We start from the raw sequence: 18,116 nt of genomic DNA, 5'->3' as shown, positions 1-18,116 counted from the left end.
GGCGGAGGGCCACGAGGCCGGGGTGCTGTGGTCCGTGGCCCGTGGGGTGGTGGCCGTGGCTCCTCGGGGGCTCGTTCGGGTCAGCGCTGGAACTGCTTGGTCAGGCCGAGCTGGCTCATGATGGCGCCGGTGTCCAGATAGGCGCGGCCTTCCTTGATCTTGCCGTCCTTGACCTCGTAGATGTCGCACCCGTGCACCGTGACGTGACGGCCCGTGGCGGGCAGGGTGCCGGCGTGCAGGACCAGGTCTCCGGTCTGGGTCCCGCTGCTCGTGTACTCGACCACCACCGTGTCCTCCTTGGCGGTGAGGTGGTCGACGGTGAACTTGCCGTCGGGCATCGCGTCGAACATGGCCTTCGCGAGCCGGGTGAAGCCCTCCGGGCCCTGCAGTGTCCTTCCGCTGCCCTCGTCGACCAGGGTGCAGTCCGGAGCCACGGACCCGGCGATGCGGTCGTAGTCCCGGTCGTTCCACGCCCGGAACAGATCGCGGACGAAGGTTTCGTTGTCAGCCATGCGAACCTCCATGGGGAACGTCCCTTTCCTCCATGCTGACCCGCCGCGTCCGACCGTGCATTCGCTGCGGACCGCGGCACGGCCGGGCGTCGGCTCATCTCCCCTGCGCGGCAGAGCCGTTGGACCGGGGACGGATGAGCAGATACGCGGTCACGGCCAGGGCGAGCGGCAGGAAGCCGACCACCAGCATGGTGAGCCTGAGGCCTTCGGTGAAGTCCAGCCCGAGGGCCAGTCCGGACTGCCGGAGCAGGTTCGGGTCGTATCCGGCGGTGCCGGGACTGTGCGCCATCGCACTGCGTGCCGCGTCCACGGCCTGCTCGGCCTCCTCCACCGAGATCCCGCGTGCTTCGGCGTCGTTGAGCCACCGCTGCTGGAAGAAGAGGTCGAGCAGCAGGAGGTACACGGCGGGTCCGAGCGCGTAGCCGGTCATTCCGAACGCCGGCTGGACGGAGGCCACGGTGCCGGACCTGCCGGGCGGTGCGTGGGACAGGATGGTCTCGGCCACCGCGGCGGAGGCCACCATCGATCCGAGGTTGGTGAGCCAGGTGGCCAGCACCAGCACCCACAGCGCCATCGTGGGCGCCGCGGTCGCCGCCATCAGCAGTGCGCTCGCGGCCAGCACCAGCAGGCCGGTGACGAGGACCGGCCGGGGGGTGTACCTCCCCATCAGGCGCCCCGCCAGGACGACGGCGCCCGCGATCACCGCCGTGCCGGGCAGGTACAGCAGGCCGATCGTGCGCGGGGCCAGCGACAGGATCACGCTGCCGAACTGGCCCAGCGCGAAACCGAACCCGGCGGCGAGGAAGTTCAGCGTCAGGGCGGCCAGCGCGGCCACGGTGAACGGGGCGCTGCGGAACAACGACAGGTCCAGGACCGGATCCGGAGTCCGGCGCTCCCGGAGCACGAACAGCGCCAGGGCGACCGCGCTGACCGCCAGCGGCAGCCAGGCCCGGAGCTGGGAGAACCCGTTCTCCGCCTCGGCGATGCCGTAGACGAGGGTCAGCAGGGCGGTGCCGGCCAGGCCGACGCCGACGGCGTCAAGCCCGTGCCGCCGCAGGACGGGCGGCTCGGTGACGTACCGGGCCGTCAGCCCGAGGGAGATGAGTGACAGCAGCGGGCTGAGCAGGAACAGCCACCGCCAGCCGACGGCCTCCACCACCCAGCCCCCGGCCGCGGGGGTCACCCCGCACAGCGCCATCTCGATGGCCATGAACACGCCGATGGCCGCCGGCCGCCCCTCCTCCGGCACCGACGCCTTGAGCAGCGCCAGCGACACGCCCAGCATCGCGGCCAGCGCCAGGCCGTCCAGGAGGCGCATCACCAGCAGGAACCCGTAGCCGGGGGAGATCGCGGAGAGCAGGTTGACGATCATGACGCCGACCAGCCCCAGCATCAGCAGCCGCTTGAGCCCGAAGGCGTCCCCGAGACCTCCCACGGCGAGCACGGCGGCGGCCACGACCAGCGTCGCCGCGCCTCCCAGGAATCCGACGGCGTCGGGCGGCACGTGGAGGGCCCGGCTGATCTGGGGCATGTTCAGGCTGAGGACCAGCGGGTCGACGGCCGTGATCGTGAAAGCGAGGGAGAGCCCCGTGATGACCGGAAGGAGCGTGACGGTGGAGCGCGGCTCCGCAGTCGACACAGCAGCACCTCCCGCACGTCGGCCGGCGCCGGCCGCCGACCGCACGCCGACCGCTCGACCGTAACCCGGTCGTGCTTCCGGCCCGGTCCTCACCGGCCGACGCACGTGGCCCGACACCTGTTCGGACCACGTGGGGCGCCGGCGCGGACGCGGAAGCGGGTGTCGGCTCGGCCGGGGCCCGGCGGGGCCCGGCCGGGGCTCGGCGGGGGCTCGGCGGGGGCTCGGCGGGAGCACGGCGCCTTCGGTGGCGGGCCGTCCGGCCGGAGGGGACGCTGTACGCAGGGGGCAACGCGTGATTGAGAGGCATCACATGGCCCAGACCGCCGGCACGCACCACAAGGCGCACACGCCGTTCTTCTCCCGCCCCGCTGTCCGCCGCCTCACGCCGTTCGTCCTGACCAGCGCGATCGCCATGATCTTCATCTTCGAGAACCGTGCGAGCACCGAGATCCGCCTTCTCGTCCCGGTGGTGACCATGCCGCTGTGGGGCGCCCTCCTGATCGCCTGGGGCCTCGGCGTCCTCGCCTGCACCTTCACCGTGCGCCGACGCTCCCACCGGCATGCGAGGGGACCCACGTGAACCTGGCCGGCGTGAAGCCGTGACCCCGGTCCGTCGCGGGCGTCCGCCGCCGGGCCGGCGGGTGTTCAGGACAGGCGGTGGGCGGCCGCCGTGTGCAGGGCGCGGCGCAGTGCGGGCGGCGGGGGCGGGCCGTCGCCCTCGGCACCGGCGGTGACCGCGGCGGCCACCGCGCGCAGCTTGGTGTTGGACAGCTGGGAGGCCTCCCGCAGGATGTCCCACGCCTCCTGCGCGGTGCAGGAGTGGGTGGCCATCAGAACGCCCCGCGCCTGGTCGATGACCGGGCGGGAGGCGATGGCGTGGCGCAGTTGCCCGACCTCCTCCCGCAGTTGGTCCAGCCGTTCCGCCCGTTCCAGGGCGACCGCGGACGCCGCCGGTGGGGACGCCGCAGGTGGGGACGCCGCAGGTGGGGACGGCGCCGGGTCGGTGCGGTGGGCCGCGGAGCGCAGCGGGGCCTCGGCGTCCAGTCCGGCGAGTTCCAGGATGCGGCGCGGCTGGCCGTTCCAGTGCGCGGTGCGCACCGTGACCCGGTGCCGGTCGCCGTACGCCCCGAGATGGTCCAGGAACCGCAGTCCGGCGGTGTCCATGAACACGACGCCGCTCATGTCCAGGTCGATCCGGTCGATGCCGGCCGGCAGCCCGCCCAGCGTCGCGGCCAGCGTGTCCGCGCATCCCTGGACGAGTTCCCCGCGGGGCGCGAGCCGTGCCCGGCCCGCCTCCACACGGGCGTCGATGACCAAGGTGTTCAACCGTCCCGCCAGAGGGGTCCGTGCCGCTGAGGTCATGCCCTGCCTCGCTGCTTCCGACAGTCGTCACGTTCCGTCGCGTCGCGCCGCCGGTCCCGGCGGGGCGAGTGGGGGCCGGACCCGCGGGGCCCGAGGGTGTTGCCAGTGCGCCTGCCCGGCGCCCGGCGCGCTACACCCGGCAGGCGGAACGGCGCACGCGCACGGGGGGCAAGCGTGCCGTTGTTCCGGGTCGAGACGCGGTGCCGCGGACGGGAACGTGCTGTGCGAGGTGCGAGGTGCGAGGTGCGAGGTGCGAGGTGCGGGGTGCGGGGTGCGGGGTGCGGGGTGCGGGGTGCGGGGCACCTCGCCGATCCGCTCCGGCCGAGAGGACGGCCGAGAGGATGACGGGGGTCTCGGTCAGTCGGACATCGGGTCGAGCACCAGCGGTTCGATCTTGCCCTCCAGCATGTAGCCCAGCCCCTGCACGGCGCACACGTCCGGCCGTTCGGCGATGTGCACCGGGATCCCGGTGAACTGCCGCAGCATGTGGTCCAGCCCCGGCAGCAACGCGCTCCCGCCGACCATCATGATCCCGCGGTCGGCCAGGTCGGCGACCAGATCGGGCGGGCAGTCGCGCAGCACCTTGCCGATGCCGTCGAGCACGGCGGTCAGCGGGGTCTGGATGGCGTCGCGGACGGCGGCGGTGTCCACCCGCACGGAGCGGGCCAGGCCGGTGGCGACGTCCCGCCCGTGGATCTCGGTGGAGGTCGGGCCGTGCGGGGTGAGCCCGTTGCCGGACAGGGCCAGTTGCAGCGGCCGTACGGACTGGCTGGGCAGCATGAGTTCGTGCTGGTGGCGAAGGTGCTGCACGATCGCGTGGTCGACGGCCTCGCCGCCGACGGGGATGCGCTCGGCCGTCACGATGGAGCCGAGGGAGAGCACGGCCACCTGGGTGGCCGCCGCCCCGCACACCATGACCATGGTGGCCTCGGGCTGCTCCACGGGCAGTCCGCAGCCCACGGCGGCGGCGATGAGGGTGTCGACGAGTTCCACCCGCCGGGCGCCGAGCCCGACGAGCGTCTCGATCGCCGCGCGCTGGGCGAGCGGGTCGGCGTCGTACGGGGTGCAGGCCGCCGCCCGCAGCCGGGGTTTGCGGCGCAGTGCGCGGCGGATCTTGTCGCCCAGCAGGTGCCGCAGCATGCGCTGCGCCATCTCGATGTCGACGACGGTGCCGCCGGAGACGGGGCGCACGACACGGATGTAGTTGGGGGTACGGCCGGTCATCTTCTCGGCGAACTCGCCGACCGCGATCAGCGCGCCGGTGCGGGTGTTCACGGCGGCGACGGACGGCTGGTCGACGACGAGGCCGGCGCCCTTGACGTAGACGCGGGTCCGGGCCGCCCCCAGGTCGACGGCGAAATGGCAGCGGCGCAACCGCTCCAGACTGGCGGTCATGGCAGGGTCCTCCCGAGAGCGCAGGCCGTGTCCCGCCGGGCGGCGGGCCTCCCTGGCATCGTGCGGCGGCCGGGGAGCGGGCGCCTTTTGTAGGGGGCCGGGCGGGTCGCCGCTGAATGGGGGTTGTCGCGGCGCGGTGCTTGCGGGGCGGGCGTCTTTGGCGGGAACATGCCAGGCGGTTTCCGTCGCCGCCGGTCAACTCCCCGGCGGCGCAAGTCACATGACGCGCGACGGAAGAGGCCTGGATGAGCAGAGGACCAGTCAGACGCGGGGCGACCCTCCTGTCCGCCGGGCTGGTGCTGGCCCTGTCGCCGACGGCACGGGCAGCCGGGGAGACCGGCACACCGCCCCCCGCGCACCCGGTCCGCCACACGGCCCCTCACACAACCACCCACGCGACTACCCACTCGGCCCCTCACGCGACCACCCGCTCGGCCACTCACCCGGGCGCCCGCCCGGTCACCCGCGCGGGCTCCGGCCCGGGCTCCCGTGCCGTGGCCCGGACCGTGACCCTGGTGACCGGCGACAAGGTGACCGTCACCGACCTCGGGAACGGCCGCCGGACGGTCGCCGTCGCGCGGCCCAGGGGCGCCGTCGGCGCCGTGCGGACGCGGGTCTCCGACGGGCGGATCACCGTCGTACCGGACGAGGCGCTGCCGTACCTGCGGGCCGGCACCCTCGACCGGCGGCTGTTCGACGTCGACGGGTTGCTGCGGCAGGGGCTCGCCGACGGCCGCACCGGCGAGCTGCCGCTGATCGTGACCTGGGACGAGGGCGCGCGGGCGGTGGTCCCGCGCGGCTCCGAGCGGACGCGGACCCTGCGCAGCGTGCGGGGCATGGCCGTCGCGGCGGAGAAGGGGCGGACGTTCTGGCGAGCCGTCACCCGGCGGGACGACGGCAAGGGCCTCGACGGCGGCAACGCCGCCGGCGGTCCCAAGAGCGCCGGCGGCGCCGAGCGCGTCAACGGGGCAAGCGGCGCCAGCGGCCCCACCGGCGGTCCCACCGGCGTCAAAGGCATCAAGCGCGTCTGGCTCGACGGGCGCGTGCGGGCCGACATGGCCGAGAGCAACGCGCAGATCGGGTCGCAGGCCGCCTGGGACGTCGGACTGACCGGCGAGGGCGTCACCGTCGCCGTGCTGGACAGCGGGGTCGACGCCGGCCATCCCGACCTCGCCGGGCGGATCTCCGTCAGCAAGAGCTTCGTCGGCGGGGAGGACGTCGCCGACCGCTACGGGCACGGTACGCACGTCACCTCGACCGTCGGCGGCAGCGGCGCGGCCTCCGACGGCAGGGAGCGGGGCGTCGCGCCCGGGGCCCGTCTCGCCGTCGGCAAGGTGCTCGGCGACCAGGGCTCGGGCAGCGAGTCGCAGATCATCGCCGGGATGGAGTGGGCCGCCCGTGACGTGCACGCGCGGATCGTGTCGATGAGCCTGGGCACGTCCGAGCCGAGCGACGGCACCGATCCCATGTCCCAGGCCCTCGACACCCTCTCCCGGGAGACCGGGGCCCTCTTCGTCGTCGCCGCAGGCAACACCGGTGCGCCCTCCTCCATCGGCTCGCCCGGCGCCGCCGACGCCGCGCTCACCGTCGGGGCGGTCGACGCGGCGGACCGGCCGGCCTGGTTCACCAGCGCCGGACCGCGCGCCGGCGACAACGCCCTCAAACCCGACCTGTCCGCCCCCGGCGTCGGCATCCTCGCCGCCCGCTCCTCCCTCACCGGCGGCAGCGGCTGGTACACCGCCATGAGCGGTACGTCGATGGCGGTGCCGCACGTCGCCGGCGCGGCCGCCCTGCTCGCCGAGGAGCACCCCGACTGGACCGGAGCCCGGCTCAAGGACGCGCTGATGTCGACCTCCCGGCGGCTCGACGCCGACACCGGCGCCGACGCCTACCGGTCGGGGGCGGGCCGGGTGAGCGTGCCGGACGCGGTCGCCGCGGACATCACCGCCACCGCCGGCGCCGACCTCGGCTTCCGACGCTGGCCCTACGACGCCGGCACGCCGGTCACCCGGACCCTCACCTACACCAACTCCTCCGACCACGACGTCGAGTTGAGCCTCGCCGCGCAGGGCGCCCCGGACGGCGTCGCCCGGCTCGCCGACACCGCCCTGACCGTGCCCGCGCACGGCACCGCCGCCACGACCGTGACCGGGGACGTCTCCAGGGCGCCGGTCGGCGAGACCAGCGGGCAGATCGTCGCCTCCGCCGGCGGGACCCCCGTCGCGCACACCGTGTTCGGGATGGTCAAGGAGGACGAGCGGTACACGCTCACCGTCCACGTGACGGACCGGGACGGCGCCGCGACCGCCGCCGACGTCACCGTGCAGCCGCTCGCGCCGGGCGCCGACGCCCAGCAGGCGCACGCCGACGGCACCGGCACCCTGCGCCTGCGGCTGAAGCCGGGCACGTACAGCCTGACGTCGTTCCTCGACGTGCGCGGCGCGCACGGCGCCGACTCTCTCGGGCTCGGCTTCCTCGCCGCGCCGGAGGTCGTCGTCGACCGGGACCGCGAGGTCACCCTCGACGGACGGCGGCTGCGCGAGATCAGGGCCGAGGTGCACCGGCGCACCGAGACCCGGCAACTGCTCATGGAGTACGACCGCGCCGCCGACGGCGTCGACCTGTCCGGCGCGGTGATGGTCCCCGCCACCTACGACAGCGTCTTCGCCGCGCCCACCGGAGAGGTCACCCGGGGCACCTTCGAGTACCGGACGGTGTGGCGGCTCGGCAAGCCGCAACTGGAGGTGACGGGTGTCGACGACGCCGTCGTCCAGGCCGGCGGCACCCTCATCGAGGGGCGCACCAGCCTTCCCCTGACCGACGTCGGCGACGGCCCCTTCACCGGCGTGCGCGGCAAGGCGGTGCTGGCGCACCTGGCCGACGGCGCCGACCCGGCCGCCCTCGCGCAGGCCGCGCAGGACGCGGGCGTCCGGGCGCTGTTCGTGACGGACGACGCCCCCGGCCGGCTCCAGACGTGGTGGGGCACCGACGACAACACCGACCGGCCGCTGCAGATCGCCACCGTCGGTCTCGCCGACGCGGCCCGGCTGCGCGCGGTGGGCCGCGTCGAGATGACGGGCACCCGCGACACGCCGTACGTGTACGACCTCTCACAGGGGCACGCACAGCGGATCCCGGACGGCGACCTCACCTACCGGCCGGGCGCCCGCGACCTCGCCGTGCTGAGAACCAGGTTCCACGCGGCCGGGCCCATGAGCGGCAGCGAGTTCCGGTACTCGGTCACCGGCACCTTCCCGGTCGGGTTCGGCTTCCAGGAGCGGATCGGCCTCCCCGCCGAGCGGACCGACTACGTGTCGACCGGGCCCGGCCAACTGTGGCAGGAGTCCGCCACGGCCGGCGACGGCGCGCTGGAGGAACGCGGCGGACTCGTCGCCCACCACGGCGGATCGCACCGCACGCTCGACTGGTTCGGGCCCGTGTGGCACCCGTGGCTGGGCGGCGCGACCGGCCAGGGGCAGCAGCGCACCGGCGGCCGGCTGGCGTTCGACCTCCCCGGCTGGGGCGACTCCGGGCCCGACCACACCGGCTTCGGCGACGTGTGGAGCGACGACTCCGGCATGTCCCAGTGGACGGAGGCCGGCCTGGACGGCGTACCGGCCGACCGGCGCAGGGGCTCGGGCGCGTACCTGACGGACGCGCCCGCCGGCGAACACACCTACCGGGTGGTCACCGGCACCGCCCTCGACGCGGGCCGCTGGGGACGGGCCACCGAGGGCCGCTCCGAGTGGACCTTCAGGTCCGCGGCCCCGCCCGACGGCGGCCCGGTCACCCTCCCCCTGATCAACCTCGGCTTCGACGTCCCCACCGACCTCGCGGGCGACGTGCCGGGCGGCGGCCGGGTGCCGGTCGGGATCTTCGCCCGGTACGTGGAGGGCGCGCAGGACACCGGGACCATCGGCGGCGGACGGCTCGAGGTGTCGTACGACGACGGGCGGACCTGGCGGACGGTCGCGCTGAAGCGGTCCGGGACCTCGTGGCGGGGCGTGCTGACCGTGCCGCGCGGTGCCGCCCACGTGTCGCTGCGGGCCTCGGCGCGCGACGACCGGGGCGGCTCGGTGACGCAGCAGGTCGTCCGGGCGGCCGGGGTGAGGCGGTGACCGGGGCGAAGCGGGCCGCGGGACGCCGCCGGCTCACCCGGCCCGGACGTCCGCTCCGCCGGCTCCCTCCGCTCCCTCGCCCGGAAGGGAGACGCCCCGGACCACTCCCAGCTCCACCAGGTCCTGGGGGCGGACGCGGAGCTGGTCCGCCGTCGGCTCCGCCTGCGCCGGCGGCCGCTTGAGGATCGCGGCGGCCGCCTCCGGCGCGATGACGGAGAAGTAACTGTCCGGCGTGGCATACGTGTTGCCCGGCGCGGCCAGCGCCAGCGCCCCGCCGGAGCCGCCCTCGCCGATCACCAGCGTGGTCACCGGCGTGCGGGCGGCCGCCACCGCGCCGAACAGGTCCGCGATCGCCGCGCCCGCGCCCTCCCGCTCCGCCCGGGCGTCGTTGGCCGCGCCCGGCGTGTCCACCAGGGTCAGCACCGGTGTCCCGAGCCGGTCCGCGAGACGGATCAGCCGGGCGGCGGTGCGGTAGCCGGCCGGCCGGGTCGCGGTGCCGGTCTGGGCGGCGTAGGCGACCGTACGGCCCTCGTGCTCGCCGAAACCGCACAGCATGCCCGCGTCGGTGCCGCCGCAGCGGTCGCCGCTGATCGCCGCCCGCCGCGTGAAGTACGCGTCCAGGTAGGCTTCGGCGCGCGGGCGGCCGGGGGAGCGGGCGCGCCGCACCGCCTCCCAGCCGGTGGCGGGCAGGTCACCCGCGCCGAGGGCGGGCGGCACGGGGGCCCGCCGCGCCGGTGACGTCAGCAGCCGCAGCCACAGCCCCAGCGTCTCCCGCAGTTCCCCGGGCCGCACCAGCGCGTCGGCCGCGCCCGCCGCGACCTGCGCCTCGGCCGTGTACGCCGCCGGGTCGGCGTCCGCGGGGCGCACCCGGGAGCCCGCGAAGCCGACCTGGGCGCCGGGCAGCGCGAGGACGACGTCGGCGCCCGCGCCGAGCGTGGCCCAGCCGCCGCCGGTCGTCGGGTCGCGCACCACCGCGATCTGCGCCAGCCCGGCCTGCCCGGTCAGGACCGACTGCCGTGCCACTCGCTGCAGTTGGGTGAGCGCGAGCATGCCCTCCTGCATCCGGCTGCCGCCGGTGGCGACCAACGGCACGACCGGCAGCCGGTGTTCGCGCGCGTAGGTGTACGCCGCCTCCAGCCGGTCGCCGGTCCGCTCGCCGAGCGAGCCGCCGAGGTAGCCGAACTCGAACGCGATCAGCACGGCCCGGGTGCCCGCGACGCTCGCCGTGCCGCACACCACGGACTCCCGCTCGCCGGTGCGCTCGGCGGCGCGGGCGCGGGAGGCGTCGTAGCCCTGCCAGCCGAGCGGGCCGTCGGGCTCCGACCGCCTTGCCGGGTGAGGGAGTTCGGCGAAGCCGGCGTCGTCGGTGACGAGGGCGAGGATCTCGCGCGCGGAGTGCCGCTCAGTCACGGGACAGCGACCGCTTCATGATCTTCCCCATGTCGTTGCGGGGCAGCGTGGCGAGATGGTGCACCACCCGGGGCCGCTTGTGCGGGGCGAGCCGCCGGGCCACGTGATCGGCCAGCTCCTCCGCCCCCGGCGGCGACTGCGGGTCCGCCGGGACGACCCACGCCACGATCCGCTCGCCCAGGTCGGGGTCCGGCTCACCGGTCACCGCGGCCTCCCGCACCCCCGGATGCTCCAGCAGCGCGTTCTCGATCTCACCGGCCCCGATCTTGTAACCGCCGCTCTTGATCAGGTCGGTGGCCTTCCGGCCGACGATGCGCACGTACCCGTCGGGATCCCGCACCGCCATGTCCCCGGTGCGGAACCAGCCGTCCGCGGTGAACGCGGCCGCGGTGGCGTCCGGCCGGTTGAGGTACCCGGTGAACAGGTTCGGCCCGCGCACCTGGATCTCGCCCACGGTCTCCCCGTCCCGCGACGCGATGACCGAACCGTCCTCCTCCACCAGCCGCAGCTCCACGCCCGGCAGCGGCACGCCCACCGTGCCGGCCCGCGGCTCGCCGTCGGCACGGACGCTCGTGTTCATCAGCGTCTCCGTCATGCCGTACCGCTCGATGACCCGGCGCCCGGTCGCGGCCGCGATCCGCTCGTGGTCGTGCACCGGCAGCGCGGCGGAGCCGGAGACGAGCAGCCGCGCCCCGCCCAGCGCCTTGGCCAGCTCCGGGTCGTCGGGCAGCGCCTGCGCGATGCGGTGGTACATCGTCGGCACCCCGAACAGCATGGTCGCGCCGTCGTTCAGCTCCCGCGCCACGCCCTGGGGGCTGAACCGGCCCAGGTGCCGTACGCTGCCGCCGCGCCTGAGCGGCCCCAGGACGCCCAGCACCAGCCCGTGCACGTGGAACAGCGGCAGCCCGTGCACCAGCACGTCGTCGCCGGTCCACCGCCAGGCGTCGGCCAGCGCGTCCAGGGTGGTGGCGAGCGCGCGGCGGGGGATGACGGCGCCCTTGGGCGGACCGGTGGTGCCGGAGGTGTAGACGATCAGCGCCGGGTCCTCCGCGTCGGCGTCGGAAGCGGGGGCGGGGGCGGCGGGCCCGGCGCCCCGCAGGTCCGCGTCGACATCGACGCGGGCAACGCCCCGCAGCGGCGGGGGGAGTTCGTCGCCCGGCGCGGCCAGCACCAGCTCCGGCGCGCTGTCGGCCAGGATGTGCCCGAGTTCCTTCTCCCCCGACTTCGGGTTCAGCGGCACGGCGGCCGCCCCGGCCTGCAGCACCGCCACGACGGCCACGGCGGTCTCCAGCACCGGCGTCGCCCAGACGGCCACCCGCCCGCCGCGCGGCAGCCGCGCCGCCAGGGCGCCGGCCGCTCCGGCGAGCCCGGCGTACGTCAGGGACCGCTCACCGAAGCACAGGGCGGGGCGCTCGGCCGGTCCGCCCGTCAGGGCGGGGAAGAGAGAGGACACGCGGCGCACTCCTTGTCGTCGGGCTGTGGTCGGGGGGCGGAACACCACCACCGTTCCTACACCAGGCGCCCTACCCGCCCGCACCGCCCCTCAGGCCGCCGTCTCCACCACATCCGCCACCACACAGCTCACGTTGTCCGGACCCCCCGCGCTGTTCGCCGCGCCGACCAGGGCGCGTACGGCCATGTCAGGGTCCGGGCAGGAGCCGAGGAGGCCGCGCAGGCGGGCGTCGGGGACGACGGCCGTGAGACCGTCGGAGCAGAGCAGATACCGGTCACCGGGCGCGGCGTCCCGCAGTCCCAGGTCCGGCGTGCCGGTCGTGAGGGCCTTCAGCAGCAGTGCCCGCTGGGGGTGGGCCGCGGCCTCCTCCGGCGTCAGCCGGCCCTCGTCGATCATCGACTGCACCACCGTGTGGTCGTGGGTGACGCGAAAGAGGGCGCCGTCGCGCAGCAGGTAGGCGCGGGAGTCGCCGATGTGCACCAGGGCGAGGCGGGAGCCGGTCAGGAGCAGGGCGGTGAGGGTGGTGCCGGTGTCGCCGGTGTCGTCCGCCGCGTTCCGCGCCGCTTCGGTCGCCTCCCGGACGGCTTCGTCCAGCACGCCGAGGACGCCGCCCGCCGGCAACTCCCGCGTGTCCAGGAAGCGCAGCGCCTCGACCGCCGCGCCGCTGGCCGGTCCGCCCGCCGGGCCGTACCCGTCGGCGACCGCGAGCAGCCGCGCGCCGGCGTACGCGGTGTCCTGGTTGGCGGGGCGGACCCGGCCGGTGTCCGAGTGGGCGGAGTAGCGGAGTTCCAGCATGGTGGTGTCCTTTCCGGACTGTTCGGACTTTCCGAACAGTCCTGGCTGTCCTGGCTGTCCTGGCTGTCCTGGCTGTGCTGGCTGTGCTGGCTCTGGTGGCCGCTCGGCCGATCCGGTGCGTCCTGCCAGGTGGTCGACGAGGAACGCGGCCAGGTCCCGCCGCACCGCCGTCTCCGTCTCGACCCCCGCCCAGTAGGCGCGGATCTCGCGGCCCGCGGCCGCCGGGTCGCCGGAGCACAGATCGCACACCTCACGGATCCGGGCCAGCGGCATCCCGAGCCGCCGCAGCCACGCCACCAGCCGCGCCCGCTCCAACTGCCCGGCCGCGTAGTACCGGTAGCCGGTGTTCGGGTCGACGCGCGCCGGACGCAGCAGGTCCAGTTCGTCGTAGAGCCGCAATGCCTTGGGGGACAGCCGGCACGCCTTGGCGAACGCGCCGATCGTCAGCATCTCCCTGTGCATCCCTGTGCGTCCCTTCCGTGTCCCGCCACCGATGCTGGGGCTTCACCGAAGGGGAGGGTCAAGCGTGCTGGCCCGGTTGCCGGGGCGCTGGTTAGCCTCGGGCGGATCGCGTCCGCAGCAGAACGGAGACCCGCCGTGCCCCGAGTCGCCCTCGTCACCTACGACCCCGGGCCGGAGACCGGCCGGGATAGGGACCTGCCCGTGCTGGTGGGCGCGCTGCGCGCGGCCGGCGCCGGCGCGGACGCCGTCTTCTGGGACGACGCGTCCGTCGACTGGGCCGCGTACGACCTCGCCGTCATCCGCTCCACCTGGGACTACAGCTGGCGGGCCGCCGAGTTCACGGCCTGGGCGGACCGGTGCGCCAAGGCCACGCGGCTCGCCAACCCGGCCGAGGTCGTGCGCTGGAACACCGACAAGCGCTACCTCGGCGACCTCGCGGCGGCCGGTGTGCCCGTCGTGCCCACCCGCTACCTCGCCCCGGGCGACGCCCCCGCCCTCCCGGACGGCCACGAGTACGTCGTCAAGCCCACCTCCGGCGCGGGCGCCCGCTACGCCGCCCGCTACACGCCCGGCGACCACGACACGGCCGTACGGCACCTCGCGCGCCTGCACGCGGAGGGGTTCACGGCGATGGTGCAGCCGTACATGCGCGGCATCGACGCAGGCGGCGAGCGGGCCCTGCAGTTCTTCGGCGGCCGCCTCCTGCACGCCAGCCGCAAGCGCGCCGTGCTCGCCCCCGGCACCGCCTACGACGCCGACAAGGTGCCGCATCCCGGCCTGGAGCCGTGGACCCCGACACCGGCCGAGCGCGCCGTCGCCGAGCGCGCCCTGGCCGCCGTGCCGGACGCGGCCGAGCTGCTGTACGCGCGCGTGGACCTCGTCGACGGGGACGACGGGGAGCCCAGGGTGATGGAGCTGGAACTGGTCGAGCCGAACCTGTTCCTCTTCCTGCACCCCGGCTCGACGGCGGCCGTCCGGGACGCCATCCTGGCGGCCGCGCGGTAGCCGCCGGGGGCGCCGGTTCAGCCGGTGACGGCCGTCCGCTGGAGCAGTCCCCAGGTGAACTCGGCGACGACCTCCCGCCGCGCCCCGCGCCCGTCCGGGGCCGTGAAGGCCAGGCCCCAGCGGGTGGGGGCGGTGCCCTGGAGGGGGCGGGCGGGGGCGAAGGCGCGGGCGGCCTCGTCGACCGTGCAGGACCAGGGGATGAGGTCGTCGAGGGTCCGCAGGTCCGGGCCGGCGGCTCCCGGGGCGCGGATCAGCCACTCGTTCCAGACCGTGCCGTCCGGGGCGAGGAGGACCTCGAAGCGCAGGTCGGGCCAGAGCGGGACGCGCCACAGGCGGGCCTCGCAGTCCAGGTCCCCGACCCGGCGGGTGAGCGTCGCCTCCGGCTCGCCCAGGACGCCGCGGTACCGGGCGGCGGCCCCGCGCGCGCGTGGCGAGTGCAGCATGGCCTGCCAGCGCCGGTTGGCCTCCCGCATGTCGGCGACCGACGCGCCCAGCGCACGGCGGGCGTCCTCGACCGGCCCGGGATTGTGGTCGGCCATACGGCGCAGCAGGACCAGCTGGAAGTCCAGCGGGGTGAACGGGGTGAACGGGGTGAACGGGCTGGCGGGACGCTTTCCGGACGGCATGTGCCCCATGGTGGCCCACGACGGGTCCGCCGGGGGAGGCGGTCCGTGCAGCACCATTGCCCGGTCAAACCGACTGTGACTAGCCTGTGGGCGTTCGCCATGCCGATCGTCTGTTGAAATTTCGAACACAGACGCCCAGATAATCAAGGGAGGGGGCCGGTCGTGGGACGCCTTGTACCTGCCGTGACCCGGGCTCTCGACATTCTCGAGCTCTTCCTCGACGGGGACGGGACGCTCTCCGCCCCCGACATCGTGCGCAGGCTGCAGCTGCCGCGCACCACCGTGCACGAGCTGGTGACCACGCTCGCCGCCCGGTCGTACATCGTGCAGGTGCCGGGTCAGCCCGGACGGTACCGGCTCGGGGTACGGCCGTACCAGCTCGGCAGCCGGTACGCCGAGCAGCTGGACCTCGCCGCCGAGGGCCAGCAGGTGGCCCGGTCCGTCGCCGAGACGTGCGACGAGACCGTGCACGTGGCCATCCTCGAGGGCACCGACGTCATCTACATCGCCAAGGTGGACTCGACCCACGCGGTGCGCATGGTGTCGGCGGCCGGCCGCCGGCTGCCCGCGCACTGCACGTCCGTCGGGAAGATGCTGCTGGCCTCCCTTCCGGAGCAGGAACTCGCCGCCCGCATCCCGGACGGCGCGGAACTCGTCGCGATGACGCCGAACAGCATCACCGACCCGGCCGCCCTGCGCGAGACCCTGGCGGGGATCCGCGAGCGGGGCATCGCCGTCGAGAACCGCGAGTCCAACCCGGACGTGAGCTGCGTCGCCGCCCCGGTGCGGGACCGTGCCGGACAGGTCGTCGCCGCGCTGTCCATCTCCGTGCCCATGATCCGCTGGAGCGACGAGCGCCGCGCCGCGCTGGAGCAGCTCGCCGCCAAGGGCGCGGCCGAACTGTCGGAGCGCCTCGGACACCGGAGCGTCGCATGACGTACACCCATGAGGTCGCCGTACTCGCCGAGGCCGCCCTCGGTGAGGGTCCCACCTGGGACGCCGACGGCGAGCGGCTGATCTGGGTCGACATCCTCGGCTCCCGGGTGCACACCTACCACCCGGCGACCGGTGCCCGTGCCGTGCGGGTCGTCGAGCAGCACGTCGGCGCCGCCAAGCCGCGCGCCGGCGGCGGGCTCGTACTGAACCTGCGGGACGGGGTGGGGCTGGTCGATCCGGACGGCGCCTTCCGCTGGCTGCACCGCGAGGCCGTCCCCGGCCGCCGCGGCAACGACGCCGCCGTCGCCCCCGACGGCTCCCTGTGGGCCGGCACCATGCGCTACGACGAAGCCCCCGGCGGCGGCACGCTGTCCCGGGTCACCGGGGACGGCGCCGTGCGGACGGTGCTCGACGACGTGGCCGTCAGCAACGGCCTGGGCTGGAGCCCCGACGGGCGGCTGATGTACTACATCGACTCGCCGACCCGCCGCGTCGACGTCTTCGACCACGACGGCGACGGCACCCTCACCGGCCGCCGGACGCTGGCCCGGATCGAGGACTCCGCCGGGTTCCCGGACGGGCTCACCGTCGACGCCGACGGATGCGTGTGGGTCGCCCTGTGGGACGGCGCGGCGGTACGCCGGTACACGCCCTCCGGCGAACTGGACCGCGTCGTCGGACTGCCGGTCCCGCGCCCCACCGCGTGCGCCTTCGGCGGCCCGGACCTGACCGACCTGTACATCACCACCGCCCGCACGGGCCTGACCGCGCCCCTGGCGCTGTCCGGCTCCCTGCTGGTGGTGCCGGGCGCGGGCAAGGGCCTCCCGCAGCCGCCCTTCGCGGGCTGAGGCGCGGGGGATGAGGAGGCGCGGGGGTGAGCCGCCCCCGCGTCACCTCGTGGTCCTGCCGCCGTTATCCCGCAGCGCTGCGGCCGTCATCCCGCGGTCCTGCGGCGTCACCCCGCGGCCCTGCCGCCGTCACCCCGTCGTGTGGTCCAGGGCCCGGAGGATCTTGTGCTCGGCCTCCGACAGCGGTGGCCGGGTGGCCGGGGGCAGCAGGGGGCCGTTGAGGGTGGCGAGCAGGGTGCCGGGGCGCAGCAGGCGTGCCGGTCCCGCGGTCAGGCTCGTGACGTCCCACAGGGCGGCCGCCGCCGGGTAGGAGCCGGTGGCCGCCTTCGTCAGGCGGCGCGAGTACGCGGTGACCAGGCGCTCGGCCGGTCCGCGCCGCCCGCCCCGCGAGCCCGGGTACCAGATGTCCTGGCCGACCGCGACGGCCCACGCCGCCTCCACCGGTCCGGCGATCCCCCGCTGCACCCGGCGGGCGAGCCCCGGCGCGGTCGGCCCCGCCTGCCGCAGTTCCTGCCGCAGCACCAGCGCGCCCAGCGCGGCCACCGACATGCCCTGACCGTAGGCCGGGTTGAAGGTGACCAGCGCGTCGCCGAGCACGACCAGGCCCTCCGGCCAGTCCCGCGCCTTCTCCAGGTAGCGCCGCACATTGCTGGTGCTGCGGCTGAGGTGGATGCCGGTGAGGGGTTCCGCGCCGGATATCAGCCGGCCCACGATCGGGTCGGGCAGGTCCAGCGTGTAGCGCAGGAAGCCCTCCGGGTCCGCCGGGGGCTCGCCGCCGCGCGTGCCGCCCAGGCTGACCATCCAGCGGTCGCCCTCGATGGGCATGACCATTCCGCTGCGCCCCGGCCGCCCGACGTACGGATCGGACTGCACCATCGTCAGCGGGAACCGCTCGGCGCCCGCGGGCGTGCGGTAGATCCGGGTGGCGTTGACCAGACCGGCGTCCACGGTCCGCTCGCGGATGCTCGAAACGCCGAGCGGGTCGAGCCACCTGACGATGCGTGAGCCACGCCCGCTCGCGTCCACCACCAGGTCGGCGGTCAGCTCCGCCCCGGTCCCGGCTTGGTCCCCGTCCGCCCCGAGGCGGACGCCGTGGACGCGCCCCGCGCCGCCCAGCAGTCCCACCGCCTGTGCCGTGCGGATGTCGGCCCCGGTGCGCTCCCGCACCACCTCGCGCACCACCCAGTCCAGCAGCGCCCGGCTGCAGCTGATCATGCGGGGCCCCGGATGGCGCCAGCGCCGGAACCAGCCCTCGGGCGTGCGCACCACCATGTCCTGGCCGAGCGAGATCTCCCGGGCGCCGCGGTCGAGCAGGCGCCGCCGCAGGTCCGTGCCCGGCAGCAGTTGCTCCATCGCCGCCAGGCCCCCGGCCATGAGGAGGTGGGCGTGGCGCCCCTGCGGAAGGCCCTTGCGGTGCTCCGGCCCCTCGGGCAGGTCGTCGCGGTCGAGGACGATCACCTCGTCCACGGCGGGGGACACCGCCGCCGCGGCCAGCATGCCGGCCAGTCCGGCACCGATGACGACAGCTCTACGCGACATGGGGCTCCTCGCACTC

General features: G+C 75.3%; 14 protein-coding genes. 5 read left to right on the top strand and 9 right to left on the bottom strand.

Annotated features, from left to right (window positions below; translation table 11 throughout):
- Positions 1-80: 80 nt before the first annotated feature.
- Positions 81-512 carry an ester cyclase gene (locus VKA29_RS33515; RefSeq protein ID WP_324789810.1) on the bottom strand — a complete coding sequence of 144 codons (432 nt, stop codon included), beginning with the start codon at positions 510-512 and terminating at the stop codon, positions 81-83.
- A gap of 94 nt (positions 513-606) precedes the next feature.
- Entirely contained in the window at positions 607-2,151 is a 1,545-nt protein-coding gene (locus VKA29_RS33510; RefSeq protein ID WP_324789809.1) for an MFS transporter, read from the bottom strand.
- Positions 2,152-2,461: 310 nt separating this feature from the next.
- Here VKA29_RS33510 and VKA29_RS33505 point away from each other — a divergent pair, with 310 nt between their 5' ends.
- Positions 2,462-2,731: a hypothetical protein gene (locus VKA29_RS33505; protein WP_324789808.1), complete on the top strand. Its 270-nt coding sequence runs from the start codon at positions 2,462-2,464 to the stop codon at positions 2,729-2,731.
- 65 nt (positions 2,732-2,796) lie between these two features.
- On the opposite strand, the gene VKA29_RS33500 is transcribed toward VKA29_RS33505, so the two are convergent.
- Both VKA29_RS33500 and VKA29_RS33495 read right to left on the bottom strand, forming a co-directional pair.
- Entirely contained in the window at positions 2,797-3,513 is a 717-nt protein-coding gene (locus VKA29_RS33500) for an ANTAR domain-containing protein (protein ID WP_324789807.1), read from the bottom strand.
- Positions 3,514-3,870: 357 nt separating this feature from the next.
- Positions 3,871-4,908: a rod shape-determining protein gene (locus VKA29_RS33495; protein ID WP_324789806.1), complete on the bottom strand. Its 1,038-nt coding sequence runs from the start codon at positions 4,906-4,908 to the stop codon at positions 3,871-3,873.
- 245 nt (positions 4,909-5,153) lie between these two features.
- On the opposite strand from VKA29_RS33495, the gene VKA29_RS33490 reads away from it, so the two are divergent.
- The gene (locus VKA29_RS33490) at positions 5,154-9,026 is read left to right on the top strand and encodes a S8 family serine peptidase (protein ID WP_324789805.1); all 3,873 of its coding nucleotides are present in this window, start codon (positions 5,154-5,156) and stop codon (positions 9,024-9,026) included.
- Between the two features lie 33 nt (positions 9,027-9,059).
- Here the strand turns inward: VKA29_RS33490 and VKA29_RS33485 are convergent, their stop codons facing one another.
- From VKA29_RS33485 to VKA29_RS33475, 3 genes are all read right to left on the bottom strand, one after another.
- Complete coding sequence (locus VKA29_RS33485) at positions 9,060-10,436, bottom strand: carboxyl transferase domain-containing protein (protein WP_324789804.1); 1,377 nt, start codon at positions 10,434-10,436, stop codon at positions 9,060-9,062.
- A complete protein-coding gene (locus VKA29_RS33480) occupies positions 10,429-11,889 on the bottom strand; it encodes an acyl-CoA synthetase (RefSeq protein WP_324789803.1) in 1,461 nt (486 codons plus the stop codon). The genes VKA29_RS33485 and VKA29_RS33480 overlap by 8 nt, the downstream gene beginning before the upstream one ends.
- A 90-nt stretch (positions 11,890-11,979) precedes the next feature.
- The gene (locus VKA29_RS33475) at positions 11,980-13,146 is read right to left on the bottom strand and encodes a MerR family transcriptional regulator (RefSeq protein ID WP_324789802.1); all 1,167 of its coding nucleotides are present in this window, start codon (positions 13,144-13,146) and stop codon (positions 11,980-11,982) included.
- Positions 13,147-13,281: 135 nt separating this feature from the next.
- Between VKA29_RS33475 and VKA29_RS33470 the strand changes: the two genes are divergently transcribed.
- Entirely contained in the window at positions 13,282-14,151 is an 870-nt protein-coding gene (locus tag VKA29_RS33470; RefSeq protein ID WP_324789801.1) for a hypothetical protein, read from the top strand.
- A gap of 17 nt (positions 14,152-14,168) precedes the next feature.
- Here VKA29_RS33470 and VKA29_RS33465 read toward each other — a convergent pair whose 3' ends face one another.
- The gene (locus tag VKA29_RS33465; RefSeq protein ID WP_324789832.1) at positions 14,169-14,786 is read right to left on the bottom strand and encodes a hypothetical protein; all 618 of its coding nucleotides are present in this window, start codon (positions 14,784-14,786) and stop codon (positions 14,169-14,171) included.
- Between the two features lie 153 nt (positions 14,787-14,939).
- Between VKA29_RS33465 and VKA29_RS33460 the strand changes: the two genes are divergently transcribed.
- Together VKA29_RS33460 and VKA29_RS33455 are read left to right on the top strand one after the other, a co-directional pair.
- The gene (locus VKA29_RS33460) at positions 14,940-15,713 is read left to right on the top strand and encodes an IclR family transcriptional regulator (RefSeq protein WP_324789800.1); all 774 of its coding nucleotides are present in this window, start codon (positions 14,940-14,942) and stop codon (positions 15,711-15,713) included.
- Positions 15,710-16,561 carry an SMP-30/gluconolactonase/LRE family protein gene (locus VKA29_RS33455; RefSeq protein ID WP_324789799.1) on the top strand — a complete coding sequence of 284 codons (852 nt, stop codon included), beginning with the start codon at positions 15,710-15,712 and terminating at the stop codon, positions 16,559-16,561. The genes VKA29_RS33460 and VKA29_RS33455 overlap by 4 nt, the downstream gene beginning before the upstream one ends.
- Positions 16,562-16,690: 129 nt before the next feature.
- Here VKA29_RS33455 and VKA29_RS33450 read toward each other — a convergent pair whose 3' ends face one another.
- Positions 16,691-18,100: a pyridine nucleotide-disulfide oxidoreductase gene (locus tag VKA29_RS33450; RefSeq protein WP_324789798.1), complete on the bottom strand. Its 1,410-nt coding sequence runs from the start codon at positions 18,098-18,100 to the stop codon at positions 16,691-16,693.
- Positions 18,101-18,116 lie beyond the last annotated feature (16 nt).

This window comes from Streptomyces sp. H51 (genome assembly GCF_035656535.1).
Taxonomy (GTDB): domain Bacteria; phylum Actinomycetota; class Actinomycetes; order Streptomycetales; family Streptomycetaceae; genus Streptomyces.
Note: the sequence above shows the minus strand (reverse complement) of the source record. Positions and strands in the feature narration are given on the sequence as shown.